This window comes from Paenibacillus anaericanus, from assembly GCF_003994475.1.
Taxonomy (GTDB): Bacteria; Bacillota; Bacilli; order Paenibacillales; family Paenibacillaceae; genus Fontibacillus; species Fontibacillus anaericanus.
In genome coordinates this window covers 1-26,532 of the sequence record NZ_RZNY01000032.1, presented here as the reverse complement: position 1 = coordinate 26,532, position 26,532 = coordinate 1, and the positions used below count along the sequence as shown (strand labels likewise).

Annotated in this window: 24 protein-coding genes, 1 tRNA gene and 2 riboswitches; of the genes, 14 read left to right on the top strand and 11 right to left on the bottom strand. The window is 43.8% G+C overall.

Annotated elements, in window-relative coordinates; genetic code table 11:
- Positions 1–155: 155 nt before the first annotated feature.
- Positions 156–1,025 (bottom strand): agmatinase, encoded by an 870-nt coding sequence (gene speB, locus EJP82_RS24010; protein WP_127194601.1) that lies wholly within the window; start codon positions 1,023–1,025, stop codon positions 156–158.
- Positions 1,026–1,039: 14 nt separating this feature from the next.
- Entirely contained in the window at positions 1,040–1,867 is an 828-nt protein-coding gene (gene speE, locus EJP82_RS24005; RefSeq protein WP_127194629.1) for a polyamine aminopropyltransferase, read from the bottom strand.
- A gap of 214 nt (positions 1,868–2,081) precedes the next feature.
- Between speE and EJP82_RS24000 the strand changes: the two genes are divergently transcribed.
- From EJP82_RS24000 to EJP82_RS23985, 4 genes are all read left to right on the top strand, one after another.
- Positions 2,082–4,145, top strand: coding sequence for a transglycosylase domain-containing protein (locus EJP82_RS24000; protein ID WP_127194600.1), 2,064 nt, complete (start codon positions 2,082–2,084; stop codon positions 4,143–4,145).
- Between the two features lie 92 nt (positions 4,146–4,237).
- Positions 4,238–4,918, top strand: a complete 681-nt coding sequence (locus tag EJP82_RS23995) for a DNA-3-methyladenine glycosylase (protein WP_127194599.1) — start codon at positions 4,238–4,240, stop codon at positions 4,916–4,918.
- Positions 4,919–5,175: 257 nt separating this feature from the next.
- Positions 5,176–5,556: an ArsR/SmtB family transcription factor gene (locus EJP82_RS23990; protein WP_127194598.1), complete on the top strand. Its 381-nt coding sequence runs from the start codon at positions 5,176–5,178 to the stop codon at positions 5,554–5,556.
- The gene (locus EJP82_RS23985) at positions 5,553–7,793 is read left to right on the top strand and encodes a heavy metal translocating P-type ATPase (RefSeq protein ID WP_127194597.1); all 2,241 of its coding nucleotides are present in this window, start codon (positions 5,553–5,555) and stop codon (positions 7,791–7,793) included. The genes EJP82_RS23990 and EJP82_RS23985 overlap by 4 nt, the downstream gene beginning before the upstream one ends.
- Before the next feature lie 100 nt (positions 7,794–7,893).
- On the opposite strand, the gene EJP82_RS23980 is transcribed toward EJP82_RS23985, so the two are convergent.
- Positions 7,894–8,406 carry a YwhD family protein gene (locus EJP82_RS23980; protein ID WP_127194596.1) on the bottom strand — a complete coding sequence of 171 codons (513 nt, stop codon included), beginning with the start codon at positions 8,404–8,406 and terminating at the stop codon, positions 7,894–7,896.
- 178 nt (positions 8,407–8,584) lie between these two features.
- On the opposite strand from EJP82_RS23980, the gene EJP82_RS23975 reads away from it, so the two are divergent.
- From EJP82_RS23975 to EJP82_RS23950, 6 genes are all read left to right on the top strand, one after another.
- Positions 8,585–10,585, top strand: a complete 2,001-nt coding sequence (locus tag EJP82_RS23975; protein WP_127194595.1) for a M1 family metallopeptidase — start codon at positions 8,585–8,587, stop codon at positions 10,583–10,585.
- Between the two features lie 159 nt (positions 10,586–10,744).
- Complete coding sequence (locus EJP82_RS23970) at positions 10,745–11,575, top strand: hypothetical protein (protein WP_127194594.1); 831 nt, start codon at positions 10,745–10,747, stop codon at positions 11,573–11,575.
- A gap of 230 nt (positions 11,576–11,805) precedes the next feature.
- A riboswitch (cyclic di-AMP (ydaO/yuaA leader) is annotated at positions 11,806–11,940 on the top strand.
- A gap of 6 nt (positions 11,941–11,946) precedes the next feature.
- Complete coding sequence (locus EJP82_RS23965) at positions 11,947–12,438, top strand: C40 family peptidase (protein ID WP_127194593.1); 492 nt, start codon at positions 11,947–11,949, stop codon at positions 12,436–12,438.
- Positions 12,439–12,696: 258 nt separating this feature from the next.
- A riboswitch (cyclic di-AMP (ydaO/yuaA leader) is annotated at positions 12,697–12,833 on the top strand.
- Between the two features lie 4 nt (positions 12,834–12,837).
- Positions 12,838–13,320 (top strand): C40 family peptidase, encoded by a 483-nt coding sequence (locus EJP82_RS23960; protein ID WP_127194592.1) that lies wholly within the window; start codon positions 12,838–12,840, stop codon positions 13,318–13,320.
- 360 nt (positions 13,321–13,680) lie between these two features.
- Entirely contained in the window at positions 13,681–14,202 is a 522-nt protein-coding gene (locus EJP82_RS23955) for a GNAT family N-acetyltransferase (RefSeq protein WP_127194591.1), read from the top strand.
- A 140-nt stretch (positions 14,203–14,342) separates the two neighbouring features.
- A complete protein-coding gene (locus EJP82_RS23950) occupies positions 14,343–14,699 on the top strand; it encodes a c-type cytochrome (RefSeq protein ID WP_127194590.1) in 357 nt (118 codons plus the stop codon).
- A 335-nt stretch (positions 14,700–15,034) separates the two neighbouring features.
- Here the strand turns inward: EJP82_RS23950 and EJP82_RS23945 are convergent, their stop codons facing one another.
- Complete coding sequence (locus EJP82_RS23945; protein ID WP_127194589.1) at positions 15,035–15,337, bottom strand: 4a-hydroxytetrahydrobiopterin dehydratase; 303 nt, start codon at positions 15,335–15,337, stop codon at positions 15,035–15,037.
- A gap of 198 nt (positions 15,338–15,535) precedes the next feature.
- On the bottom strand, positions 15,536–15,829 hold the full coding sequence (locus tag EJP82_RS23940; RefSeq protein WP_127194628.1) for a hypothetical protein: 294 nt from the start codon (positions 15,827–15,829) through the stop codon (positions 15,536–15,538).
- A 200-nt stretch (positions 15,830–16,029) separates the two neighbouring features.
- On the opposite strand from EJP82_RS23940, the gene motA reads away from it, so the two are divergent.
- Positions 16,030–16,833, top strand: coding sequence for a flagellar motor stator protein MotA (motA, locus tag EJP82_RS23935; RefSeq protein WP_127194588.1), 804 nt, complete (start codon positions 16,030–16,032; stop codon positions 16,831–16,833).
- Entirely contained in the window at positions 16,817–17,605 is a 789-nt protein-coding gene (gene motB / locus EJP82_RS23930) for a flagellar motor protein MotB (protein WP_127194587.1), read from the top strand. The genes motA and motB overlap by 17 nt, the downstream gene beginning before the upstream one ends.
- Before the next feature lie 88 nt (positions 17,606–17,693).
- On the opposite strand, the gene EJP82_RS23925 is transcribed toward motB, so the two are convergent.
- Complete coding sequence (locus EJP82_RS23925; RefSeq protein WP_127194586.1) at positions 17,694–18,398, bottom strand: pseudouridine synthase; 705 nt, start codon at positions 18,396–18,398, stop codon at positions 17,694–17,696.
- A gap of 9 nt (positions 18,399–18,407) precedes the next feature.
- Complete coding sequence (locus tag EJP82_RS23920; RefSeq protein WP_127194585.1) at positions 18,408–20,300, bottom strand: ATP-binding protein; 1,893 nt, start codon at positions 20,298–20,300, stop codon at positions 18,408–18,410.
- Positions 20,301–20,695: 395 nt separating this feature from the next.
- Here EJP82_RS23920 and tadA point away from each other — a divergent pair, with 395 nt between their 5' ends.
- Positions 20,696–21,190: a tRNA adenosine(34) deaminase TadA gene (gene tadA / locus EJP82_RS23915; protein WP_127194584.1), complete on the top strand. Its 495-nt coding sequence runs from the start codon at positions 20,696–20,698 to the stop codon at positions 21,188–21,190.
- A gap of 117 nt (positions 21,191–21,307) precedes the next feature.
- On the opposite strand, the gene EJP82_RS23910 is transcribed toward tadA, so the two are convergent.
- The 4 genes from EJP82_RS23910 to EJP82_RS23895 all read right to left on the bottom strand — a co-directional run bounded on the left by EJP82_RS23910 (position 21,308) and on the right by EJP82_RS23895 (position 23,882).
- On the bottom strand, positions 21,308–22,219 hold the full coding sequence (locus EJP82_RS23910; protein ID WP_127194627.1) for a YitT family protein: 912 nt from the start codon (positions 22,217–22,219) through the stop codon (positions 21,308–21,310).
- 246 nt (positions 22,220–22,465) lie between these two features.
- Entirely contained in the window at positions 22,466–22,624 is a 159-nt protein-coding gene (locus EJP82_RS23905) for a small acid-soluble spore protein P (RefSeq protein WP_127194583.1), read from the bottom strand.
- A 94-nt stretch (positions 22,625–22,718) separates the two neighbouring features.
- The gene (locus EJP82_RS23900) at positions 22,719–23,606 is read right to left on the bottom strand and encodes an SPL family radical SAM protein (RefSeq protein ID WP_127194582.1); all 888 of its coding nucleotides are present in this window, start codon (positions 23,604–23,606) and stop codon (positions 22,719–22,721) included.
- A 187-nt stretch (positions 23,607–23,793) separates the two neighbouring features.
- Positions 23,794–23,882 (bottom strand) — tRNA-Ser (locus tag EJP82_RS23895).
- A 250-nt stretch (positions 23,883–24,132) separates the two neighbouring features.
- Between EJP82_RS23895 and EJP82_RS23890 the strand changes: the two genes are divergently transcribed.
- On the top strand, positions 24,133–26,475 hold the full coding sequence (locus EJP82_RS23890; RefSeq protein ID WP_342773695.1) for a helix-turn-helix domain-containing protein: 2,343 nt from the start codon (positions 24,133–24,135) through the stop codon (positions 26,473–26,475).
- Positions 26,476–26,532: the final 57 nt, after the last annotated feature.

The following is a 26,532-nucleotide window of genomic DNA, read 5'->3' as shown; positions in this document are numbered from 1 at the left end:
GCTATTATGAATAGATCTCGCTTATTCCCTTGAATAAAAAACACCTCCTATGACGATAAAAAAACAAGCATCTCCTCCCTGTCTAAGGTGCAGAAGATGCTTGTTGTCGTTAAGCTCTTATATATTGTATTCGTAATGTAATCAAAGTTCCCCTACTACTTCACAAAACCAAGCAGCATTTCACGGATTAGCTTAGCCGCTACAATTGGCGTTTGTTCTGTAGGGTCATAAATTGGTGCAACCTCCACGAGGTCACATCCTACAACATTAACGTCTGAACCTGCGATAAGATGAATCGCATCCAGCAATTCCTTCGAAGTGATGCCTCCAGCCTCTGCCGTGCCCGTTCCTGGCGCACATGAAGGGTCTAGTACATCGATGTCGATGGTAACATAAACTGGACGACGTCCGAGTTTGGGTAGCTCCATCTTAAGTGGTGCAGCCACCTCGAACGGATGGAAATGGGTATTCTCACGTCCAAACAGGAATTCTTCCTTAGAACCCGAGCGAATACCGAATTGATATACATTTTTGCCACCCATCAGCGCTGCTGCCTTGCGGATCGGCGTCGAGTGGGATAATGGCTCGCCTTCATAATGTTCACGAAGATCGGCATGGGCATCAATGTGAATCAAGGCAAGGTCCAGGTATTTCTCATACACGGCCTCAATGATAGGCCAGCTCACAAGATGCTCCCCACCTAGTCCAATCGGGAACTTATCATCTGCAAGTAAACCACGTACATACTCGCCGATCACTTCAAGGCTGCGACCTGGGTTACCAAAAGGAAGTAGCAAATCCCCAGCGTCAAAATAAGAGGAGTCCAGAATACTTTTGTCCAAATAAGGGCTATACTCTTCCAAACCAACCGAAGCCTGACGAATCTTGGATGGACCAAAGCGGGAGCCAGGACGGAAGCTGACGGTATAATCCATCGGCATTCCATATATGACTGCCTTCGAAGATTCATAATGCTCAGAACTACAAATAAATACGTTACCAGAATACGCTTGATCCAGTTTCATTCTCCTATTTCCCCCTATTTTACGAGATCCTCGACGAACTTAGGCAATACGAACGCTGCCTTATGCAATTTAGGTGTGTAATACTTCGTATCGATCTCGGGAATTTGCTTCTCATCTACTTCAAGCGGATCATATTTCTTGCTTCCCATAGTGAACGTCCACAAACCGCTTGGGTAAGTAGGAATGTTCGCTCCATACACACGAACGATCGGGAAGATTTCCTTCACATCACGATTCACCTGTTGAATCAAGTCCGCCTTAAACCAAGGGTTGTCCGTCTGAGCAACAAAAATCCCATCGTCTTTAAGCGCTTCATAAATACCTTGGTAGAATCCACGCTCAAACAATGGTGCTGCTGGTCCAACTGGTTCAGTGGAATCGACCATGATCACGTCGTATTTATCTTTATTTTCGATAATATGCATATATCCATCATTCACTTGCACTTCAACCCGTGGGTTGTCGAGTTCACAAGCGATTTCCGGTAAGTATTTCTTCGAATATTCGATAACTTTGCCATCAATGTCAACCAGCACAGCCTTTTCTACTCCTTGGTGCTTGATTATTTCGCGGATTACTCCACCATCACCGCCACCTACAACGAGAACATGCTTCGGGTTCGGATGAGTAAATAACGCCGGATGTGCTACCATCTCATGGTACACAAATTCATCCTTAACCGTTGTCATTACCATACCGTCCAGCACTAGCATACGCCCAAATTCTTCGGTATCGATTATCGCCAAATCTTGAAAGTCCGTCTTCTCTGTAACTAACGTTTCCCGAATTTTTGCGGTAATGCCAAAGACGGGCGTCTGTTTCTCCGTAAACCACAATTCCATCGTACATACCTTCTTTCCGCCAGAATAGTGTTTAGTTGTCATATGGCTCTCCAGATTCACTTCTCGCAAAGTTTCACTTCCTATATTGTACCAAACAAGTTGTATTATATTAAATCATGACCAAAATGTGAATATCTACCTCAAACTTTCCCATACTTAAAATAACACCGCCGTAGATGACAACAGGTACGGGAGTGGAAAGGAGGTAAGACTCATGCAGAGACTGATCCGCAGTGGTGGCAAGAAGCCGCCCCGCCGTAAATGGCTTTTCTTCAAATTAATACTGTCCACTGGATTGCTAGCCTTATTTGCCATGGGCATTTTACTGTTATATCTGTATCAGTCTGATCTACCGCTAGCCGATTCCGACCGCAACTCACAATTACTAGACCAAAATGGCAAGAGTATCGCTGTATTCTCAAGTGGAGAGCGTAATCGAGTCAGCGTAGCATTAGATGAGGTCTCCCCTTTGCTCATTCAGGCCACGCTTGCCGTGGAGGATCGTCAATTTTATGATCATGTTGGTTTTGATATCAAGGGTATGGCCCGGGCCCTATTCGTAAATCTGCAGAAAATGGATAAAGTGCAGGGAGCCAGCACATTAACCCAACAGTTAGCTCGAAATCTATACCTATCTCATGAACGCACATGGTCACGTAAAATCAAAGAAGCTATGTATACGGCGCAGCTTGAAATGAAATATAGTAAAGACGAAATTCTCCAAATGTATTTGAATGAAATTTATTACGGGGGAGGAGCCTATGGGATCGAGGCTGCATCCCAAATGTACTTTGGCAAGTCTGCTAAGGACCTAAACCTAGCGGAAAGCTCCATCCTCGCTGGTGTACCCAAAGGACCGACGTACTACTCTCCCTATAATCATATGAAGAATGCGAAAGATCGACAAAAGACCGTTCTATCTGCCCTGGTCACCACAGGAGGAATTACTCAAGGGCAAGCGGATGAAGCCTATAGTGAGATGCTAAACTTTAAATCACAGAAACAACGGATTACGGCGGATCAGGCTCCCTATTTTCGCGACTATGTCCGTAATGTTGTGGTTCATGAGTTGGGGTTTGACGAAGATTTGCTTGAGCATGGAGGGTTAAATATATACACCACACTCGACATGGATGCGGAGGAAGCAGCGGAAGCGGCCATTGCCTCTGAACTAGGAGGCTCACCTGACCTTGAGGCGGCCTTGGTATCCATTGATCCGCGTAATGGCCATATCAAAGCACTTGTTGGTGGCGTGAATTACGCTCAAAGCCAATATAATCATGTCTTTGCTACCACGCGTCAACCTGGATCAAGCTTTAAGCCGATCATGTATTTGAGCGCATTGTCTTCAGGGAAGATGACCAGTGTCAGCAAGTTTAGCAGCCAACCCACTTTGTTCCATTATGATGACAACCGAAAAACATATAGCCCCAAAAACTTCGGGGATAAGTATTTAGGAGACATCGATATGCGCCGAGCTATCGCCGCCTCGGACAACATTTATGCAGTCAACACCATCTTGACGGTCGGCGCTGAGCAAGTGATCGAATTAGGGCGCAAAATGGGGATAACAAGTGCCATGACGCCTGTTCCTTCCCTAGCGTTGGGTACTTCCCCAGTCAGTCCTTTCGAGATGGCCTCTGCTTTTGCAGTCATTAGTAATCAAGGAAAGAGAATAAAACCTGTTGCTGTTCTGAAAATAACGGATGATCAAGGGCATACCCTCTACGAGGCACCCTCTCCTCACGAAGAGAAGGTAGTTGAACCCGCCGCTGCTTACGTACTCACGCATCTACTGGAGAGCGTGTTTGAAACGGGTGGAACTGGGAACAGAGTATCTGCCAATATCCTGCGGCCCGTCGCGGGCAAGACCGGCACAACTAGTACGGACGCTTGGCTCGTAGGATACACACCGGAATTGTCCACCGCAGTATGGGTTGGTTATGACAAAGGGAAGATTCTTGGCACTACAGAGTCACGCAAAGCAGCACCGATCTTTGCAAAGTTTACGGAGAAGGCGCTGGAGAAAGTTCCACCCAAGATTTTTCCGATCCCGGACGGAGTGGTGAGTCTATATATCGACCCCAACACCGGTATGCTGGCTACTGCTGACTGTCCAGACAAGCAGCTCGAAGTGTTCATCCAGGGCACGGAGCCAACAGAAGTCTGCACCGAACACGGGAAGGGAGAAGGCGAATCGGTACAACCTCTACCCGTGAACGATAAGCCGGAGAGCCACTCCTGGTGGAGTGATCTGAAACGCTGGTGGATGGAGTAAAAAATGCGTAGGTCATGGACTGTGGACTAACCATGCTCGGGTAGATATCATGTAGGTATCGCATTCAATCCACTGTTAAGGAGAACCTAAGGATGAAGTCTACCCATGCAAATTTCCACAAAGGAGATCTTCTTCCTTGCTCTTTTTATAGAAGATCAGCTCTAGAGGTTGCTCCTCTTCTACTCGGCCAGACGCTTGTCCGTCGTACAGAGGATGGGGATATCCGCTGCCGCATCATCGAAACAGAGAGCTACGGTGGTGTAGCGGATAAGGGAAGTCACGCCTACGGGGGGCGACGTACTACAAGAACAGAGATCATGTTCCATGAAGGCGGTGTCGCATACATCTATTTGATTTATGGTATGTATAACTGCCTCAATGTGGTGACAGGTCCCATGGATGATCCTCAGGCCGTGCTCATTCGCGCGGTAGAGCCACTGACTCCTGCAGATGAAGTTCTTATGCGCAACAATCGCGACATCATCATTCGCAAGCCTGCCGACCTCTCGGGAGGTCCTGGCAAACTATGCCGAGCGCTACGAATCGACAAATCGTTCAATGGGAGTAATCTTTATGAATCAGATAGTCCAATCTGGCTCGAAGCGGGGCAGCATCAAGTGGACAGTCCACTTATTGTACAAGCACCTCGCATCAATATAGACTATGCAGCGGAATATGCCGCCAAACCCTGGCGATTCTACTACCTTGATCACCCATATGTTTCGGTACTCGACAAGAATGCGAAGAAGTGGAATGCTTCCGAGCCGAGTTAAGTAACTACATAGAGCCTCCATTCCTACTGTAATTGGTAGTTTGGAGGTTTTTTGATGTGAATTCTTGTAGGTGTTGAGACTACAAATAGACTCAATCTGGGTATAGGAGTTTACAGAAACATTCAGACGATCGTTCGAATTTCGTTGTGCATAGGCTAACACAAGAACATTCAAACGTAGGCTTGAATATAAAATGAATTGGGAGTATAATACATTCAAACAATCAAATGAACGTTTGAATAAGGAGGTTCCAATAGATGACTAAACAACCTGTAGTCCAAAATGATACTTGTGAACATCAATGCGGAGATACTACCAGAACAGATGAGTTACGAAAAAGTCTGATTGACGATGAGATTATCGGCATGGCCCAAATGTTCAAGGCACTGTCTGATCCCAATCGGGTGAAAATTGCTTATTTGCTTCTACAAGGTAAAGAATTATGTGTATGTGATATTGCTGCCGTTCTTGATAGCTCAGTGGCCACGGCATCTCACCATCTGCGTCAACTCAAAAATATGGATATTACAAAGTCTCGTAAAGTAGGTAAAAATGTCCTCTACTCGCTAAACGACCATCATATGGAGGCACTGGTTACCATGACACTGGAACACCAAAAGGAGAAGAGATCGCTATGAATAACTCCAAATCTAACCCACAATCTAGCGGAGATGGATCCGCAGCCCGAGTAGAATACCGTGTTCAAGGCTTATCCTGCGCCAACTGCGCGCGCGAGCTTCAAGATGAGCTTCAAAAAATGGAGCATGGGCATGATGCGGCACTCATGTATAACAGCGGACGTCTCCTAATCTCTCCTAAGGCAGATCTCTCCCGTGTTGAAAGCATACTGAAAGGCGACGGCGCCTCCCTGGTCAAGAATGGAAGAGAGCAAGAGAAAGGGCACGCTCATGGTGGTCACAACCACAGTCATGATGATGGCCATGAACATTCTCACGACCATGCAAAAGGACAAGATCATGGACATAGTCACGGTGAAGGTGAAAGCCTTGTTAAATGGATGCTCAGTTTATCCGCCGTCATTTTTGCAGCCTCACTTGTACTCGGATCTATACTTCCCGAAAATGCTCTTATTGTTATGTATCTGACTTCAATGGTCCTAAGTGGTTACTCTACTTTCTTAAGAGGACTACGTAATCTGTTCCGATTGAAGTTCACCATGGACACACTCATGACGGTTGCCATGGTTGGAGCTGTTCTAATAGGTGAATGGAAGGAAGCTACGCTAGTTGCCCTCCTTTTCGGTCTGAACGAATTGTTAGAAGGATACGGTATGAGTCGTGCCCGTAAGTCAATGGAAGCACTCCTAGACGCGGCTCCGAAACAAGCAACCCTGATCCGTGAAGGCAAGGAAGTAACGGTTCCGATCAGTCAACTTCAAGTCTCAGATATCGTTCTCATCCGCGCTGGAGAGAAGATTCCCTCAGACGGCACTGTCCTTGAAGGCCATAGCGCTGTAAATGAAGCAGCGATTACAGGCGAATCAATCCCTGTCCCTAAGAAGCCTGGATCGCCCGTATTTGGCGGTAGTGTCAACGCCGAAGGTTTATTGAAAGTCACGATTGATAAAGCATATGAGGACTCATCGCTAGCTAAAATCATGCATCTTGTTCAAGAAGCCCAAGATACAAAGACGCCAACTGAACTTTTTATCGATAAATTTTCCAGATACTACACACCAGCTATCATGATCATTGCAGCGCTCGTCGTGCTAGTTCCGCCACTCCTGTTCGGACAGCCTTGGATGAAATGGGTATACGAGGGCCTGGCCATTCTGATCGTTGGTTGCCCATGCGCCCTAGTTCTCTCTTCACCTATTGCCTTGGTTAGCGGTATGACACGTTGCGCACGAAATGGTGTCCTCGTCAAAGGCGGGGTTCATCTAGAGCAACTTGGCAAGATCAATGCCATCGCTTTTGACAAGACCGGCACACTCACCAAAGGTACTCCAGCTGTTATACGGGAGATCGTATACGATAACGAAAAACTCCACAAAGTGGCTGGAGCGATAGAGAACGGCTCTTTACATCCACTCGCTAGTGCTATCGTTCGGCATATTACTGCAAAAGGAACACCCAAGTCATCCTTCCCACAACCTTCTGACTTGGTAACACTACCCGGTGTAGGCATACAAGGGAATATTGAAGGTACTCGCTATTTGGTCGGAAGTGAGGAGGTCCTAGAACAAGCTTCTCTTTCTAATGTGGAGAAAGCACAAGTGAAGGGCGATCTGCAGCGTCTAAAAGACGAGGGTCTTACCGTCGTCCTTGCAAGCGATGACCGCCACGTGCTTGGTCTCTTCGGTCTTGCCGATGAGATCCGTCCTGAGAGTCAAGAGGTCATCAATCAGCTTCACCGTGCCGGAATCGAGCATACTGTCATGCTAACGGGTGACCATTCAGGTTCAGCTCAAGCTATTGCCGCCAAGACTGGCGTAACTGACTGGCATGCAGGCCTCCTTCCTGAGCAGAAGGTTAATAAAATCAAGGAGTTGTCTCGCAACTGGAAGGTCGCTATGGTTGGCGATGGCATTAATGATGCTCCAGCACTTGCCGCTTCCTCCCTGGGGATCGCGATGGGTAAAGGTACGGATAGCGCCGTAGAGACTGCTGATATCGTTCTAATGCAGGATCACCTTGGCAAACTACCAAGCGCCATCCGTACCGCAAGACAAGTAAGTCGGATCATCCGTTGGAATATCGGCATCGCTTTAACCCTTAAACTAATTGCAATACTACTCACAATTCCAGGTTGGCTCACCCTTTGGATTGCGGTTATGTCCGATATGGGCGCTACAATTGTTGTTACATTGCTTGGACTAACCGTCCTTCTTGGGAAAGATAAACAAGTGAATTGATAAATTATAGTACTTTATGAATTAGATTTTAGTTTCATTATTAAAAAAATGGCGTTCAAATTGGTTATCAATTTGAACGCCATTTACTCTATCGCAGCTTTTAGCCTTCCAGTGCAGTCTTCAATTCCTCTGGGGAACGGTCCCACCACTCGTTATTGGTCTCAATCAGTAAGTTCTTGAGTGCCAACTTCTGCTCAGCACCCAAACCATCTAGAATAATCCGTCTCTTGAGAGCATAATCCATCTTGTTAACATGCTCGGCAAGAATCTTCCACCCACGCCGCGCTTCTGTATCAATCGACATCTCACAAGCCGTCATCCCGCCGTAAAATTGTCCTTCAGCCCCGCGATCTACCGCTACCCACACGATCCATACCTGCCGTCCATTCGGAACATCCTCGCGATTTACCGAGAATTTAATGCCCTTCTCAACTTTGCTCTTGGCGTGCATGGCACCGATATCAATATAAGCCTCATCCCCATCAATAATAACAGGTGACATGCTGTTCAAATCAATTGAACCCGCACCGAAGCCTTTATGCTTACTTTTCTCTTCATTACTAATAATATTTAAGGCAAAAATCTTCTTGCCTGGTTTCTGCGTGTTATCCATAGTCCCCTCCAACTTTCCTGATACAACCTATATTTATAATACAAAAAAGCTTCCGCCAATATGTTTCCCTGGTATGGGTACCTTCGCCCCAAACAGATTAATTTTATTTTAGCTAATAATCTCCCAAATGCAAACATATACATGCTGTAGATGCTTGTCAACAGGAGGTATCCATTGCATGACCAGACGAACTATTATCATTGGCATTTCTATTCTTAGCTTATGCCTCATCGGCGGAGCCCTGCTGTTCAACCTTCGCTCAGATCAGGACAATCTGCCTTCACTCGCTTCAGAAATGGGCAAGCCTCAGACTGTACAAAGTCTGACAGAAGCACCCTCTACCACACCAATTGAAAGTATTCAGCAGCCCACAGCGGAAGTGCTGAGTCAGCGAGTTTCGGAGTACCACATCAATGTGGCGCTGAATGAGAAGGAAGGAACGCTCACCGGATCGGAAACACTAACCTGGACCCACCCCGGTAAGAAAACCGTAAACGAATTGTATTTCCATCTATACCCCAATGCGTTCGCCTCAGCCGAAACCACATTTATGAAGGAATCAGGCGGCAAACTACGGGGTGACGCTATGCCAAAGGATGGTTGGGGCTCCATGGAGTTAACCGAGATCCGAACCAGTGACAGTATCTCCTTACTCCACCGGGTACAGTATGTTCAACCTGATGATGGGAATGTAAAAGACAAAACCTTGGCCAAAGTACGGCTTCCCGTCTCCGTGCGGGGCGGAGAGAGTATAACGCTAAAGGTCAATTTTACCGTCAAGCTCCCAAAAATATTTGCCCGGATGGGGTCCGCCGGAGATTTTGTGATGGCAGGGCAGTGGTTTCCGAAATTGAGTGTCTATGAACCCGCAGGCACGCGTGGTGTAGCTACAGAAGGTTGGAATCTTCATCAATATCATGGAAATTCTGAATTTTATTCTGACTTCGGCATTTATAACGTGAAGATTAATGTACCCAATAACTACACTGTAGCCGCCACCGGATTTCCGACCAAAGCTGCAGTAATAGATGGGGACCGTAAGACGGTGCAATATTATGCAGATGATGTACATGACTTTGCATGGTCGGCTTCACCTAACTTCGTCTATGCAGAGGAACCCTTTTCTTCTCCCGATGTCCCGGGTGTCCGGATCAAACTATATCTAGATCCAGCTCACAAGGATTTAAAAGAACGCTACTTCTATGCAGCCAAAGTGGCATTATCTAATTTCAGTAAATGGTATGGGCAATATCCTTATTCTACCCTATCTATTGTTGTCCCGCCCGCCGAAGGCAATGGAGCTGGTGGAATGGAGTATCCAACACTTATAACCTCTTTTGGAGCGAGCAGTGACTCTCCCGGTTACGAAGAACTTGAGCGAACTGTCATCCATGAAATTGGACATCAATATTTCTACGGTATGGTAGCGAGCAACGAATTCGAGGAGGCCTGGTTAGATGAAGGTTTCACCTCTTATATAGAAGACAAGTTAATGGAACAAGAATTCGGCATCACTGCGAACCTGCCTATTCAGGCCGCTATGATCTCCTCTCCTGTCTCACTAACACAGGTCTCATGGAAGTATGGTTCAAGTGATAACTATGCCAAAAATGTCTATTACCGCGGCAAACTAGTTCTGCGCGACATCGAGAACCAGGTCGGGAGCAAGACCATGAACCGGATTTTATCTACCTATGCGCACAAATATCGGTTCAAGCACCCCACATCGACTGATTTTCAAAAAATTGTAGAGCAGGTCACAGGACGCTCCTGGAAGCCTTATTTCAAACAATATGTATATGACGGTGAAATGGCTGATTACTCCATCAATAGCATCACCGTGAAGCCTATCAGTCAGGATAAGAGTCCATTGTACGAATCAACCGTCAGTATCAGCCGGAATGGGGCAACAACCCCCAAAGTTCCGCTACTCTTTACCTTCAAGGATGGACATACGACTCACAAAGTATGGACCGGAGAAGACAACCAAATCCAGATGAAACTGGAATATAAAGAACCCCTAGTTTGGGCTATGATTGATCCCGACTATTCACTGGTATTGGAAAATAAGCATATTAACAATTTCTTTAACGCTGACATCGATAAGACGCTCCGCACACGCTCTAATCTAGGAATCGTCAAACTATTGGAGTCCCTACTTGGATCATTCCTATGGTGATACCTAGCTCATAAAACTAAGGCTGTGCTTACGATGTAAGTTTTGCTCGATGCTTATTCAAGTTGCTACGCCCACAAAATCCATGCTTACGACGTAAGTTTTGTACGACGTCTATTCTATGGTGCTACGCTCACAAAACTTTTAGGAGGGAAGAAGGTTATGACCTATGTTCGCAGTGGATGGGGGCATCTAAAGAAGCAGTTTCCCTCCGTCATTATTCTGTTTCTATATCAACTTCTCTGGGGTTTCTTTCTGTACCGGCTAGTTGATACGGCTGTCACCTCGGTGCTACAAAGATATCCGGATCCTTCACTTAGCGACCTCAGCCGGATTCTGTTTCTTGTTGAGGGTCAAATCGGACTACGGGAAAACCCCGATATTGCAATGTACTTCTGGATTTTGGTCAGCATGGTAGCCATTCGTTTGGTACTGGCTCCTCTAATTCAAGCCGGCATCTTGTATGGATTAATGCCCCAGGAATCACGAAAATCCGGTTTGCCACTCTTTAGAGGAATGCAAGTGTTCGGGAAGCCGCTTTTTCTCTTTTATCTTCTAGAACTCATTCTTATTTTAGTCCCAGCATTTTGGATTGTACCTAAATTGAATCATCTCTGGCCTAGTTTACTGCAAACAGGAAGCGATCTTCCCACTATATTAACCATAGGGGGCTATGCGCTTGGATGGGTTTGTTACATCTGGATCCTAAGGCAATGCCTCCTGTTCGCCCAGTTTGGATATCTATTTAAAATGGGTACCTGGGGTGCCTTACTGACGTGTATAAGATATCTGTTACCAGGGATAGGCATTTCACTACTGCTAGGGATATTCAGTTTTACGGTGTTCATGTTGTTCGGTACCATCTCATGGTTCTGGACAGGTTTAATCGCACTTATTCTGCAACAATTACATCCATTATTCCGAAGCATATTTAAAGTTTGGCAAGTAACGTCTCAATATCAGCTCTGGGAAACAAAGTCACAAAAAAGTTAATTTTATTTTCTCTCTACTAACTTCCCTATTCCCTTGTAACTCTAAGACCCCCGTATCTTTACGGAGGTCTTGTTCTCTATTCACTCTGTAATTCTCGCTATTTAACTATTGCCAAAAGATACCTACCCCTGCTACAATAACAGCAGTACAATTCCAGTAACAACTTTGTAATTATTTTTGTCATCTTTAGCAGGAATTCTACTCTCGATGTAGAATATGTATTCTCGGGTGTTATATCATAGCCGAATTCCCTGACCGGGGAACGGGGGAACCATTTTGGGTGAATTGATCTCGCTTCAGAGGGATCATAGGGGACCTTCAACCGAATCCTTAAGCTAACCTCGTAGGCATTGGAAGGAGCTTGACCTGTTTTGAGAAAAAAGCTAACCGCAGTAGCAGTAGGTTGTGCCCTCTTATTTACTTTAGGAACTGGTAGCGCTTTCGCAGATTCCAAGTTGGACAGTGCTATTGACAAGGGCCTAGGTACTAAATATGTTTCGGGTGGAACTACAACATCAGGATTTGATTGTTCCGGATTCACTATGTTCGTATTTAGCAAACTCGATATCGAGTTGCCTCATCAATCAGGATCCCAATATAAGATGGGAACTGCTGTAGAAAAAGATGAGTTGAAAGCTGGCGACTTGGTGTTCTTTAACACTAGTGGCAAAGGCGTATCTCATGTAGGCGTATTTGTTGGAGACGGAAAGTTTGCTCACGCTTCTTCTTCTAAAGGAGTAGTTATCAGCAAGCTAAGTGATGATTATTATGTTAAACGCTATGTTGGAGCTAAACGTATACTCAGTACAGATAAGTTTGAAGAAGTAGCTACAGATTCACCAGATCATGATGATGTAGAATAATAGTAACAAGCAAAACCCGCAGAGGTTCCATTCGGAATCCTCCCTGCGGGTTTTTTTATTGCCCACAGGAATTATTACCACGTTAACGGGAATTATAAACGGATGGGAGACATCATTATGGGAATATCGACCAAATAGGGTGTTGAACTTGTAAAAGTTTGCTCACTTTGATACACTAATCAAAGTAAATAGTAACAACTTTGTAATCTGTCTTGTAACAGTAACTACGACTACGACTACGACTACTTTCAGGTGCACATCATTGAACAGCCGAATTCCCGGCACCGGGGAAACGGGGGATCCAGTATGGGTGAATTGATCTCGCTTCAGAGGGATCATAGGGGACCTTCAACCGAATCCTTAAGCTAACCTCGCAGGCATTGGAAGGGATTTGACATCTTGAGAAAGACTTTGACAGCAGCGGTAACTAGTTTAGCTATTTTGTTTACTATGGGAACAGGAAGTGTCTTCGCCGATACCTCAAGCAAAACACCATTAGAAACTGTAGTTAGTTCGGTATACGGTACACCCTACAAATTTGGGGGAGTTAGCACAAGCGGATTTGATTGTTCCGGATTCACTAGGTATGTCTTTAAGAAGATGGGTGTGGATCTTGCTCGTGTTTCTACAGCCCAATACCAGCAAGGTAAAGCCGTATCTAAGAGTCAACTAAAAGAAGGGGATCTCGTTTTCTTCAACACGTTAGGAAAAGGAGTATCTCATGTCGGTATTTACATCGGTGATGGAAAGTTTGCACACTCTTCATCCTCGAAGGGAATCAGTATTGATAAACTAAGCAATAGCTACTATAAAGCTCGTTATGTTGGAGCTAAGCGTATTTTGAGCCAATACAGTTACTCTGTCTATGCCGCTGAATCTTGATTTCTTTCATAAAACAAACACAAACATAAGTAATGTAAGATAAACTTTATCGCCACAATTGATTCTTGCCGGAATCTATTGTGGTTTTTCGTATTCTATTCAACAACACGGATACTCAGCAATATATGCCGGATAATCAATATTGGTTCAATCTCTCTTCTTTATAACGAAATTTTTAATTAAAAGGTTTCCGCCTTTTACTAATTTCCTTATAATGAGAATTACCCCTTCACTTCACATTTCAAACATCTCAAACATTAGAGTCTTTACAATGATATAAAATCCCGTTACAGTGAGGGTAAACTGACTCTGCTGGAGAACGCAAAATGCGGCATTCCTACGGTCCAAGGAGGCATAAAAATGGATAAACCTATTCCCCAGTTTCAGATAGCCGCTATGGAAGATAGTCACGGAGCGGAAATAAGCACATGGCGTTACGATTCCCCTTATGATGTCTATAGTTGGCTACCTTGGGAACAAATGAAAGCGCTCGATGTAGAATTCGGTAATCCAGTTTTACGGGCCGAGCAGTATGTTTCCCTATTGGATGCAAATGGAGTACTTTCTGGATTTGCCCAATACTTTCCACTAACTGATGTGACAAGACTCGGGATCGGTATGCGACCTGATTTATGTGGGCATGGTATGGGGCAGTCATTTGTATTGACGATTGTGGAGGAAGCCTTACGTCGCACACCACATCATGTCATTGATCTAGAGGTACTGACTTGGAATACTCGGGCAATCCGAGCCTACCAAAAATCCGGTTTTACGATTACAGATTTATATGAAAAAATGACTCCCGGGGGAATATCCAAGCCATTTTATTGCATGGTATACAAAGGAATTCCAACTCTTCCAGAAACGCCAACTTCAGAATGACTATGACAATCTGCACATTATTTCAAAAGATTTGAATAGTATATAAAATAAATATTACTATTTTTGACACAAACGCTTTGATCCGCTACCAGGTTCCGTTATAATAAAGGGGATAGTTTACATTTGGAGGGACGATCGGAATGCAAAAGTGGATCATGAGCGGGTTATTCTTCGTCGCGTGTGGATTAGCCCTTGTATTAATGCTCTCCTTACCAGGCAAAGAACAAGTTGCACAAGAAAATAAACCTCAAATGCCAGAAGTTACGTTAAGCGCAGAGCACGCAGAAACCGTTGTCGCGACAAGTTGTATTAGTTGTCACGGGGATCAGCTAGAAGGAAATGTGGGACCAAATCTACAGAAGATTGGTGCCGAGTTATCCGCAGAGCAACTCTACGCAATCATCAATAAAGGTAAAGGTAATATGCCTGCATTCAAAGATAGACTAAAGGACGAAGAAATTGCCAATGTCGCACTATGGCTAGCAGAGAAAAAATAGCATAATTTACAGAATCGCAGGGAAGGCCCGCGAGGAGCATGTTATCATCTCCTCGCGGGCCTTCTGTGCCATCCACACATTTTCACATCATAGAGCACTACATGCCTGCTTTGCAGCCAATTGGATTAACCTACTAGCTATGTTATGGCATAAGCGCCTTAACTATCACTATGCTAAAGTACATTGGACCAGTTGCGCCGAATCACTGCAGCTTGGCGTCAGCACAGTATTTAACGAAAGTAAGGACGCAGAAGAAATGCATAAATATATCTATGTGTCCTGACTAATGCAGATCTATCTATATTCATTAAAATTCAAACTAAAACATGTAAAGCTTATCGATCTACTGCACTGGATTTTACGAAAGCTTCGTTATATTGCTGCGCTTCTTTAATATCCACTGCCGTAATCCCGCCTGATTCCCATGATGTTAAGCGAAGCGTTACCGTCTTATGGTCAATGGTTATAAAAGGATGATGATTGAACGCCTCTGAGATTGTAGCCACCTCATCAACGAACGCAATACCTTTCATAAAGTTGGAGAACGAATATTTACGCACTATCCATCGTCCTTCCTCCAGCTCCCACCCCTCCAACTTTTCCAAATGCGCTTCTACTTCTTGCGGTGTAAACGGCATTCTTCTTCCTCCCGTTCTTTCAGAACTTCTTAAATTTACCCAGTTTATTATATTCCCCATGCCTACCTGATCATACGTGAGAGAATCATCCATTATTCCTTAGAACTAAGTCACACCATATGCTATATAAGCTATTCTTTTCCTAGTCTATTTTACCACTCATGTGGGCTCATTCAAAATTAGTTAGGGGAACCCCCGTCAAACTAGCGTGACGGAGGTAAGTTCCTTTTCTCCAATGAGGAAATTAATAACATGGTTGTCAGCATCGTGAATCACGACCGCACATCCAACCTCAATCATCGACTGCGTACCTAGCGCATAAAATAAGTCTTCTGCCAGCGCTTCATGAACCTCATGTCTATCCTCAGCGGACAACCTCTCCCAGTCCGAAGATTCCATCTCAAAAAAAATGTAGCTATCAGAAATACATGATATTGCCTCCGTCAACTCCGCTAAAATAAGTCCATAATCCCTACCGTGCTTCACTCCCACAAGCATCAAAACTTCCCTTCATTATGTCTTCAAAAGCTATATTTCTATTATACCGGAAAATTACACTTAAAAAAAAAGCGAAATCTGTCGATAACAAAGATAAACCATTTTTCTTGCTGTCTTAATCTCATAAATGTTCTTCTGCAAGGATGCTGGAAGGATCGGAAAATGGATTCAATATCTCAAGGACGAGGTGTACAATGGAAATTTCAACGATTATTGGACTTATACTTGGTGTAGTGGCGCTTGTACTAGGGATGTTTCTGAAAGGTGCTCCGGTTGAGAGCTTAATCCAGAACCCCGCAGCCTTTGTCATTATATTTGGTGGGACAGCCGCAACCCTCTTTGTTGCCTTTCCTCTATCAGAACTTAAGAGGTTCCCTGCATTATTAAGAATAACAATGACGAAACCCAAAATGATCAGCAAAGCCGAATTAATTAAATTGTTCATGGAATGGGCGACGATTACAAGACGCGAAGGACTACTTGCACTAGAGAGCAAGGTTGACGAAATCAATGATGACTTTCTGCGTGGCGGTATGCGCATGATTATTGATGGCAATGATCAGGAATTTGTTCAGGATGTATTAACAGAGGACATCGCTGCTACAGAAGAGCGACACAAGGCTGGCGCCATGATCTTCTCTCAAGCCGGGATGTACGCTCCAACCCTAGGGGTACTGGGAGCCGTAATCGGTTTGATCGCCGCTCTATCAGATATGAGTGATATCGCTATACTAACTCATGCCATTTCCGGGGCATTTATCGCTACCGTTTTTGGTATTTTCACGGGTTATGTGATGTGGCATCCAATTGCCACTAAATTGAAACGTCTTTCAAAGAGAGAAATGGAAGTTAGATTAATGATGGTGGAGGGACTACTGTCCATTCAATCAGGAGTATCAACGATTGCGATTCAACAGAAACTTGCTGTATTTTTAACCCCTGCCGAACGTGCGCAAATTTTAGAAAAGGGGGCGGGTGAAGGTGCGCAAAAAGTCTAAACGGCATCAAGAACATGAAGAGCATGCCGATGAAAGCTGGTTACTCCCCTATTCTGACCTTATGACGCTCCTATTGGCTATGTTTATCGTATTATTCGGTATGAGTAATATAGACAGCCAGAAGTTTCAGGAGATGAGCGACGCCTTTAATAGTGTGTTTACCGGAGGTTCCGGTGTTCTGGACCACAATTCAATGGTTAGTACCAATGAGAATACCAGTATGGATGATATTTCTAACGCCCTAAACAGAAAAATGAACGATCTACAACGTAAAGAAGAAGAAAATCTGGTCGCTCTTAAGAAGCAGCTTGACGAATATATCGAGCAGCATGGATTATCCGAACAACTAGATACGAATCTTAATCAATCACAACTGATGATCACAATTAGTGATATTGCTCTCTTCCCATCAGGCGAAGCAGAGGTTAAACCAGATGCACGAATACTGGCTAAAGCTATCGCAAGGATGCTGGAGAAGTTTCCTGATTATGAAGTATTCGTGTCCGGTCATACCGATAATATTCCGATTTCCACCAATCAATTTCGGGACAACTGGGATTTAAGCTCGGTCCGAGCCTTAAATTTCATGAAAATCCTTCTACTTAACGATCAACTAGATCCTAAAATGTTCATCGCTACCGGCAATGGTGAATATCGCCCAGTGGCGTCCAACGATACAAGTGAAGGACGCTCACAGAACCGCCGGGTTGAGGTCTCCATCATCCGGAAGTATCAGGATTCTGCTGCTGTACAAGTTACACCTGTAGAATAGAAACTCAAATAAACATACATTTTTGAGAACATAAAAGGGAAAGTATTGGTGTCTAAGTGACCCACCAATACTTTCCCTTTTATTACTATTAAGACATCGGGTAATCTAACGACAGACTTAGATCACGCTTCTCTTGTGGTGTTAATTCCCGCCATGTCCCGATTGCTTGATTTCCCAGATGAATATTCATAATCCGGATACGTTGCAATCTACGTACCCCATAACCTAATGCACTGCACATACGGCGAATTTGTCGGTTCTTACCCTCCGTTAAGATCAATCGAAAGACACGTTCATTAATGCGAGTAATCTGGCAAGGCCGGGTCATTTCTCCGAGAATCTTTACGCCTTCACTCATCGCTTTAAGAAATGAGGGAGTCACTGGTTTATCGACGGTAACGATATACTCCTTCTCGTGCTTGCCCTCTGCCCGTAGTATTTTATTAACAATATCTCCGTCACTCGTTAGTAGAATAAGGCCTTCTGAGTCTTTATCTAAACGACCAATGGGAAATATGCGTTCTTCATGGCCTACAAAGTCTACAATATTACCTCGAATATGTTTCTCGGTCGTACTAGTAATCCCCACCGGTTTATTCAATGCGATGTAGACGTGTCTAGAAGGCTTGTCAACAAGCGGCTTCCCGTTAACTCGAACATCGTCACCTTCTTCAGCTTGACTGCCGAGAACGGCCTTTACGCCGTTTATCGTAACTTTGCCTGACTCGACCAACTTGTCCGCTTCTCTTCTTGAACAGTATCCCGTCTCACTAATAAATTTATTAATCCTCATTCTGTCATGTCACCCCACTATGTCATTATCCCCAATATTCCCTTGTTCTGCCTCCGCATGAATCCTCGGTAACGTCACCGTCACCACTGTGCCTTGGCCAATCTCGCTCTCAATTACCAGCGTACCCTGATGGGCCTCGATAATCCGCTGAGTAATCATGATCCCAAGACCGGTGCCTTTCTCTTTGTTCGTATAGAACGGCTCACCGATCTTTTTCAAACGTTCCTTCGAGATTCCTACTCCCTCATCTGTCACAGTGATCACCGCATGCTTTGGACAATCACTATCTAACCGCAGGGTAATTCGCCCCCCTACTGGCATAGCCTCCATCGCATTCTTCAATACGTTAATGAACACTTGCTTCAACTGGTTCTCTTCACAGTGTACCAGAACAGAATCCTGCGGGAAATGGACTTCAAACTCAATATTATGTAAATGCGCCTCACTATCTAATAAAGAGATAACATCTCCCAATGTAAAACGCACGTCTTTGACCTGAAAATGTACGGCCTGAGGTTTGGCGAGAATTAGAAACTCACTCACAATTAGATTAATTCGGTCCAATTCAGATAACATAAGATCGGTATGACTCATGTTGATCGCCTTGGCACGCTGCTGCATTTGCAGAAAACCTCGCAGTGTCGTAAGCGGGTTACGTATCTCATGCGCCACCCCTGCGGCAAGTTGTCCAACCATGGTCAATTTCTCCGAACGACGAAGTAACTCTTCCATCTTATTGTGCTCTGTCATATCACGAGAGATACTGATTACTGCAGTAATTTTCCCATCTTCATCAAAAATAGGGGATTCACTCATACTTACATTTATCTTGCTTCCATCTTTACATATCCGAACAGCCTCTGACAGCACAAAGTGCCTACCAAGCTCTAATTCCTTACGCCACTCTCTTCGGTACTCCCCTGGAGAACTAGGAATAAAGTCCAATCTAGAGCCCACAACTTCCTCGCTCGTCCATCCGTACAGATATTCAAATGCCGAATTCACACGAATAATCTTCCCATCCAGATCCGTTAAATGGATCGCATCCGCCGTCTGATTGATGATGGATTCTAAATGCTCCTTCATGGCTCGGTTCTCCTCATTCTTCCGATGCAACTCCATCGTATTTCGGCCGAGGCTTCTAGCCATTGCATTAATCCGAAGAGCCAACAAACCCAGCTCATCCTTTGATTTGACTTGTAATCTATCCTCAAAGTCCCCAGAAGCTAACTGATTGACCCTGTTAAGAATATCGTGAATAGGCCTGGTCAACTCACCAGCTAATATGTAACTCGCAAACACAACAATTTGTAGAAGCACAATCGAAGTGGAAACCTGACTCCACACCACTTTAGAGATGGCTGATGAAATCGGCTCATAACTTGAAATAATTCTAATGACATAGGATTCACTTTGGTACGGCATAATTGGAATGAAGCTCACGAGTACATGTTGACCGTTAATATGTGTATCATTCAGAAAACTTGTTCGTGTCTCTAATGCTTTTCTCACAGACCCAAGATCAGAATCATTCCCATACGAATTGGTACCAAAAAGAATATTCACGTGACTTTGACTGCCAAGACTCATTCCAGTTATCTCTAAGAGGTTCTCATTAGACTTCAGCGATTCCTCTGCTATTCGCCCCGGACTGGCTAATGAAAGTGTACTCATAATCAAGGCGTTGTTGATATCCTCATTAAATTGACGCTTAACATAATCGTAGACGGAGCGGCTTTGTTCAACCGCAAGAGCAATCTGTTTGCCTGTTAACATCATGTTGCTCTCACTATCTTTACGTAAATTATCCCGTGTCGAAAAATAGCTCAGGCCAATATTCAAAGACAGAATAACCAGGGCAAATACTGACATAATTAGAGATAGCTTTGTTTTAATGGACAATTACTCTCCTCACCCCTTGGAACAAGTCTATCAATTTAATATATATTTTGGAATATATTGTTCTATATCTTCATCATACTCGTAACGACATCTTTTGCAAAGATATTGATATTCACTTGCTGATTTCCTACAATCAAGAAGCAACGACCTAACCTCGTTCAGGAAACGTTAACCATTTTAGTGAAAATAATAAGCTTATTCAAAAAATGTTAAGGGTTTATCCACATACTATTAACATATCAACAGAATATGTGCACAGTTTGTGTATAATAGTGGGGATAAAGGAATTGGATATCAAACTTATGCACAATTTTGTCCACAACATGTTAACAACGAATATTTGTTCGTTGAATAATTCTTTGTTTCGAATCTAGCTAAGGAGCTGAAAGCATCTCATGTCACTACCTATAACTCCAGAACCTCCTATCTCTTCTTACTCTCATGAATACTGGATGAATGAAGCAATTGCTGAGGCACGCAAAGCTGAAGCCATCGGCGAAGTACCGATTGGCGCCATTATCGTTCTCGGGGACGAAGTTGTTGGCAGAGGCCATAATCTAAGAGAAAGTGGTCTAGATGGAACAGCACATGCCGAGATGATTGCTATCCGCGAAGCCAGCCAATTCATTGGAGCTTGGCGATTATTAAATTGTCGTCTCTACGTTACTTTGGAACCCTGTCCCATGTGCGCAGGAGCGATCGTACAATGCCGCGTGCCCCATGTCATCTACGGCGCCCCTGATCCCAAAGCTGGATGTGCAGGCACATTAATGAACCTACTTCAGGAGCCTAGGTTTAATCATCGGACTGAAGTTACTCACGGCATTCTTCAGGAAGAGTGTTCTACAATGCTCACGATGTTCTTCCGGCAGTTGCGTAATAAAAAATAAATTACGCTCTAAACACATAAAAAAGGAAACCCATGCGAATAAAATTCACATGGGTTTCCTTCTTAACTAACTCATATATTGAACCATCTTGCAACCAGTGGTGACTCAGGCATCCCGTTAATGGATAGCCTTCTTTTTGAATCGTCCACCTTTCACATCGTGGATATTTCCGACTGCCATAAAAGCACTATCATCATAATAATTTACAATTTCCTTGAGTTTGGCTTCCTCCAAACGAGTAATAACACAGAAGATAACTTTCTTTGGATCGCCTGAAAAACCACCTTCGCCGGACAAATACGTTACGCCACGGCCCAATCGACTCTGAATGGCATCCCCGATATCATCAATCTGATCGCTGATAATCCATACCGATTTCGATTCATTTAAACCATCTACGACGATATCTATCGTCTTAAAGGCGATATAATAGGCCAGTAGTGAGAATAGTGCACTTTCCCAATTAAATACAAAACCTGCACAAAGCAAGATAAAGAAGTTGAAAACCATAATAATTTCACCGACAGAGAATGCCGATTTACGTGAGATCAAGATAGCCACAATTTCCGTGCCGTCCAGAGATCCACCAAATCGTATAACCAAACCTGTTCCCAAACCAAGCAAAATGCCACCAAAAACAAAAGCCAATAAAGTATCATCAACAAATGCCTCTACAGGGTGCAGCAATGTTGTTCCGATCGCCATTACGGTAATACCTAAAAGAGTAGACATCGCAAATGTCTTACCAATTTGCTTATATCCAATAATTAGAAACGGTAAGTTAAATACGAATAAGAATATACCGAGTGCCCAATCCGATAGATGCGAAGACATGACTGATATACCGGTGATTCCACCATCCGTAATTTGATTCGGTACTAGAAATAACTCCAGTGCCACCGAGACAATAATGGCTCCAATAATTATGAATAGAGTTCTAAGTAAGATGTTGCCAAGGGTTCTTTTGTGATGAGGACGAATCGGTTGGAGCTCAGCCTCAGAGGGTATACCTTGGGGTATTGACTCCATAGAATTTAAAGAATTTAAAGAGGTCAAGCGCATCACGATCCTTTCAGTATGGGTTTAATATTTATTCCTTCTTTCGATTTCATTAAAGTCAACCATCATAAAATGGATGGGGCCCTACTTATATTATTACACTTTCTTGACTCTCTGTCTTGTTTTATTCAATTTCAAAAGAAAAAAACCCCAGCAAAAATGCCGAGGTCTTCTCCAAAAATCGCTTATTTTTTACAGAATGCCACAAGTCTTAAATTAGCTTCCTTGGGGATTATTATGACTCACATGATTTCGGTTTTTCACCTTTTTGGACCCAGACAATGGCTCTGGCCCAGCTTGATTTCTCTCATCGTGATTCCCCTCGTGGTTAGCGGGTTGAGTTCCAGGTGTAGTATAACCTTTCGGCTTACTCATGACATATTCCTCCCTTATCTTTGCTGCAGTATCCTCCTTAATTTGTGGTAAAATAGCTCTGTTTATGCATTTCCCCCTCAGATTCCGTTAACTTTTAAAATAACTCAAGCTGCTCCGGTGGTTCAGGGGGAACAAAACGCTTTACATCCTTCATCTCGCATACTATTCCATACTTATCACAAAGCTCGTGAAGAAGCTCCCAGAGTGATTTTGCGCGGGGCGACATACAATTGTAGCGCTCTCCATATGTCCTTTGATATTGGGGAACCAAACCTGGAGCTCTCTCCGCCAACTTTTCATAATAATAATCTCGTTGTCGATCTCGTAACGACATGCCTAACCAGGGAATAATAAATTGTGCCCCAGAGGCATGAGCTCTTTCCACTATCTTTACAATATTAGCACGGCTGTCCGTCAGGAATGGCAATGTAGGCATCAGAAGTACACCACTATATATGTCCTGCTTAGCCAAGGTAGCCAAGGCTTGCAAACGAGCAGCTGGAGCTGGGGCATGAGGTTCGATCCAAGAAGCCTGTTCCTCGTCACAAGTACTAATCGATACAGCCACTGTAGCATGAGTCCGCTGGCTGATCTCTTGCAATACATCAGCATCTCGAACTATCAAATCACTTTTTGTAACGGTTTGGACAGCGAATCCAGGCGCGGCGGCGATTGTTTCTAACACTCCCCGTGTCAACCGCAAAGAGCGTTCGATTGGCATGTACGGATCGCTCATAGAACCCGTTCCAATCATTCCCTTGTGGCGCTTACCCGCCAACTCTTTTTTTAGAAGCTGAACAGCGTTCTTCTTTACCGCAATGTCTTCAAACACTTCAATTCCGTAACACTCACTGCGGGAATCACAATAGATACATCCATGTACACAACCCCTGTACACATTCAAATTGTAGTCTACCCCGAACCAGTTCTCCGGTTGCTTCTGTCTGGATAGCAGTGTACGCGCTTCAATTTCATGCACCATATAAGTCGCCCCTTTAACCCTAACAAGCCATTTTCCCTTTATATAAACATGCCAAAAAAAACACTATATGGCAACATGAACTATCAGTATCCTCAGAGAGGTGCACCAAAATAACAAAAAAGCCGCCTCCCTCACGGGAAACGACTGTATCAGCTTATCAGTAGTATAGACTTTTTTTAAAAAATTATGGCGGAGAGGGTGGGATTCGAACCCACGTGAGCTTGCACTCTAACGGTTTTCAAGACCGCCCCGTTATGACCGCTTCGGTACCTCTCCATAAAACATATCTGATTAGCGAACAAAATAGATCATACCATATAAAATAATCATTTGCAAGCATTATTTCTTCATAACGTTTTAACCATGTGTTCACCTAATGATAAACGCTAATTCTGGTACATAGCCTAATCATCCTATATAAGACTGGTCAACCTTTACAGGAACATTTATTTATTACATAATAGAAAAACGGCCTACATCACCTTAAAAACTACAATATATAGTAACTTCATTGGAGGGAACATTCGTGGCAAAACTAGCGTTTAAGTCATTCAGCATGTCCAAGCTCCGAATGTACGGAAACCATTTCAAGTCAAAATTGCTCCTAAAATATGCCTTGTCCTATATATTAATGTTCCTAATACCGTTGAGTTTTGTCACGATGTTCATTTATGAAAACGCAGTCAATAGTCTCCGTACTGAAATAGAGCAGTCCAATGTAAACCAACTCAATCAAGTTAAAATGACGATAGATGATCGCATGAGTGAATTGCAAGAAATAGCTAGTAAAATATCATATGACGAGCATCTAACCCCTTATATGGTTCGCCATCCATACTATGGACTTGAAGCCATCAGCACCTTAGCCAGCTACAAAGCAAACAGTAGCATACTTGAGGATTTATTTTTGTATTTTCATAATGATACCATCATCTACTCCTACCGAGGCTTAAGTGATCTGAATGTCGCATTCGGCAAAATATATCAATATGAAAATTGGAGTAAGGACGATGTATTGCGTGATCTTAATGAATCAAAGCAACCTCTCATTCGTCCAGTTGAAAATGTAACCGTTAACTCACGTAAGGAACCTTTGCTGACCCTGCTTGTTCCGATCAAACCCAATGATCCTTTTCCTAACGGAACGGTTGTTTATTTGATGAGTGAAGCCAAATTGACGGGTGTTATGGATACGATTCTTAATGACTTCTCGGGCAGCAGCTATATCTTTAGTGAGACCGGTGAAGTACTTACTACAAACAATCGTGGGGTAGATTTGCCCCCAGAAGTGTTGACTACCTTGTCTTCGCTTAAACCGGGCATTCATAGCATGGATCTTGCTGGAGAACAACACTCTGTTGTTTCTGTTAAATCCGATCATAATAACTGGACCTATGTGACTACGATGCCAAGCTATCAATTCTTCAGCAAAGTGGCCCATATCCAGACCTTGATTCTTATGGTGTTCTGTATTGCAGTATTAAGCGGTATCATTGCTGCCATGATCTTGGCCAAACGACAATATCATCCTATCAGGGACTTGATAGAATTCGCCAAACTAAGAGGCAATGGCAATAACACGGACATCTCCAAAACGCGTAATGAGTGGGATTGGATTAAACAAACCATCCAAGACTACAGCACCACAATAGATTCACAAGAGCCTTTTGTGCGAAACCAATGCCTGCTGCTCCTATTGAAGCATGGTAAGCCCGATGATCCCGAAATTGAACAGATGATTACTAATGCCGGCCTAGAGTTTCCTCACGGTCAGGGTTTATATTTCTCGGTTATTCTAGCCTGGGATGAAATGATAGATAACGAAGAGAATAGACAGGTACGATATCATTTACAAGAAATGCTTGGTGAGTTTGAATTCCCTGATTTAAACGCCCATATCTATGGAGTGGAGTTCTCAACTACAGATCAATTTGCGCTCATGGTTTCGCTACCAGCTGAAGATAATGATAATGTTCAGGAGCGAGTAGAACAAGTCATCGAAGCCATCAAAGTTATTGCCGTCGATAACTTCCAGCTCATCCCATACATTGGCGTAGGTACCGTGTACAATGACCTCGCTGGGTTAAATCAGTCCTTTATCGAGGCAGCCACGGCTATGGAGAACCGGATGATGGGGTCAAGTGGCCGTGTGACCTACTTTGAACATTTATCTGAAATCACTTCATCAACTGCTGAAACGTTTTGGATTCCCAAAAAGTCCATGTTAAAGCTAGAGCAAAGTCTTAAGCAAGGCAATGAAGCTGTAGCAGATCAAACAATTTCTAGTATCATTAATGTAATCAAGGAAGCATCGCTACCGATTTCACTACTACGGTGTATCTGCTTCGATCTTCTGAACTCCTTGCTCCGCACTGCTTCTGAGCTCGGAGTAAACGAAGTGTTTAGAGATATCTCTAGCTACACCAGCTTTGAATCTTTGGAAGAATTGGAGATCAAATTAACCTCCATGACCTCCTACATCTGCCAACAGGTGGAGCGGAATACGGAATCCGAGCAACCATCATTAATTGATAACATTGTCGCTTATGTAGATCTACAATTTGCCGACTATACACTCAGTTTGGAGCATGTTGCACTGAAATACTCAGTCTCCATTTCTTATCTTAGCCGCAGCTTCAAAGAGAAAATAGGCTGCAATTTCTCACAATATATCTGGCATCGGCGGATGGATGAGGTCATTCGGTTGCTTATAAATACCAACGCCCCTCTCCAAGAAATCATAGAAAGTGTTGGCTATCTAGATGTACCGAACTTTATCCGGAAATTTAAGAAAGAGACGGGCTATACGCCAGGACAATATCGTAAACTACATGCTCTAGAGAGCTCAGCTCCGCAAGAGAAAGAATAAAAAGCTTGAGTCCCGCGGGACTGACCCCCGTTTGTGAGACAGGGATCAAAACACCTT

Excerpts from the sequence above, each read along its gene's own strand:
- speB (WP_127194601.1), bottom strand. The coding sequence starts at position 1,025 with ATGAAACTGGATCAAGCGTATTCTGGTAACGTATTTATTTGTAGTTCT.
- speE (WP_127194629.1), bottom strand. The coding sequence starts at position 1,867 with ATGGAATTGTGGTTTACGGAGAAACAGACGCCCGTCTTTGGCATTACC.
- EJP82_RS24000 (WP_127194600.1), top strand. The coding sequence starts at position 2,082 with ATGCAGAGACTGATCCGCAGTGGTGGCAAGAAGCCGCCCCGCCGTAAA.
- EJP82_RS23995 (WP_127194599.1), top strand. The coding sequence starts at position 4,238 with ATGAAGTCTACCCATGCAAATTTCCACAAAGGAGATCTTCTTCCTTGC.
- EJP82_RS23990 (WP_127194598.1), top strand. The coding sequence starts at position 5,176 with ATGACTAAACAACCTGTAGTCCAAAATGATACTTGTGAACATCAATGC.
- EJP82_RS23985 (WP_127194597.1), top strand. The coding sequence starts at position 5,553 with ATGAATAACTCCAAATCTAACCCACAATCTAGCGGAGATGGATCCGCA.
- EJP82_RS23980 (WP_127194596.1), bottom strand. The coding sequence starts at position 8,406 with ATGGATAACACGCAGAAACCAGGCAAGAAGATTTTTGCCTTAAATATT.
- EJP82_RS23975 (WP_127194595.1), top strand. The coding sequence starts at position 8,585 with ATGACCAGACGAACTATTATCATTGGCATTTCTATTCTTAGCTTATGC.
- EJP82_RS23970 (WP_127194594.1), top strand. The coding sequence starts at position 10,745 with ATGACCTATGTTCGCAGTGGATGGGGGCATCTAAAGAAGCAGTTTCCC.
- EJP82_RS23955 (WP_127194591.1), top strand. The coding sequence starts at position 13,681 with ATGGATAAACCTATTCCCCAGTTTCAGATAGCCGCTATGGAAGATAGT.
- EJP82_RS23950 (WP_127194590.1), top strand. The coding sequence starts at position 14,343 with ATGCAAAAGTGGATCATGAGCGGGTTATTCTTCGTCGCGTGTGGATTA.
- EJP82_RS23945 (WP_127194589.1), bottom strand. The coding sequence starts at position 15,337 with ATGCCGTTTACACCGCAAGAAGTAGAAGCGCATTTGGAAAAGTTGGAG.
- motA (WP_127194588.1), top strand. The coding sequence starts at position 16,030 with ATGGAAATTTCAACGATTATTGGACTTATACTTGGTGTAGTGGCGCTT.
- EJP82_RS23925 (WP_127194586.1), bottom strand. The coding sequence starts at position 18,398 with ATGAGGATTAATAAATTTATTAGTGAGACGGGATACTGTTCAAGAAGA.
- tadA (WP_127194584.1), top strand. The coding sequence starts at position 20,696 with ATGTCACTACCTATAACTCCAGAACCTCCTATCTCTTCTTACTCTCAT.
- EJP82_RS23910 (WP_127194627.1), bottom strand. The coding sequence starts at position 22,219 with ATGGAGTCAATACCCCAAGGTATACCCTCTGAGGCTGAGCTCCAACCG.
- EJP82_RS23905 (WP_127194583.1), bottom strand. The coding sequence starts at position 22,624 with ATGAGTAAGCCGAAAGGTTATACTACACCTGGAACTCAACCCGCTAAC.
- EJP82_RS23900 (WP_127194582.1), bottom strand. The coding sequence starts at position 23,606 with ATGGTGCATGAAATTGAAGCGCGTACACTGCTATCCAGACAGAAGCAA.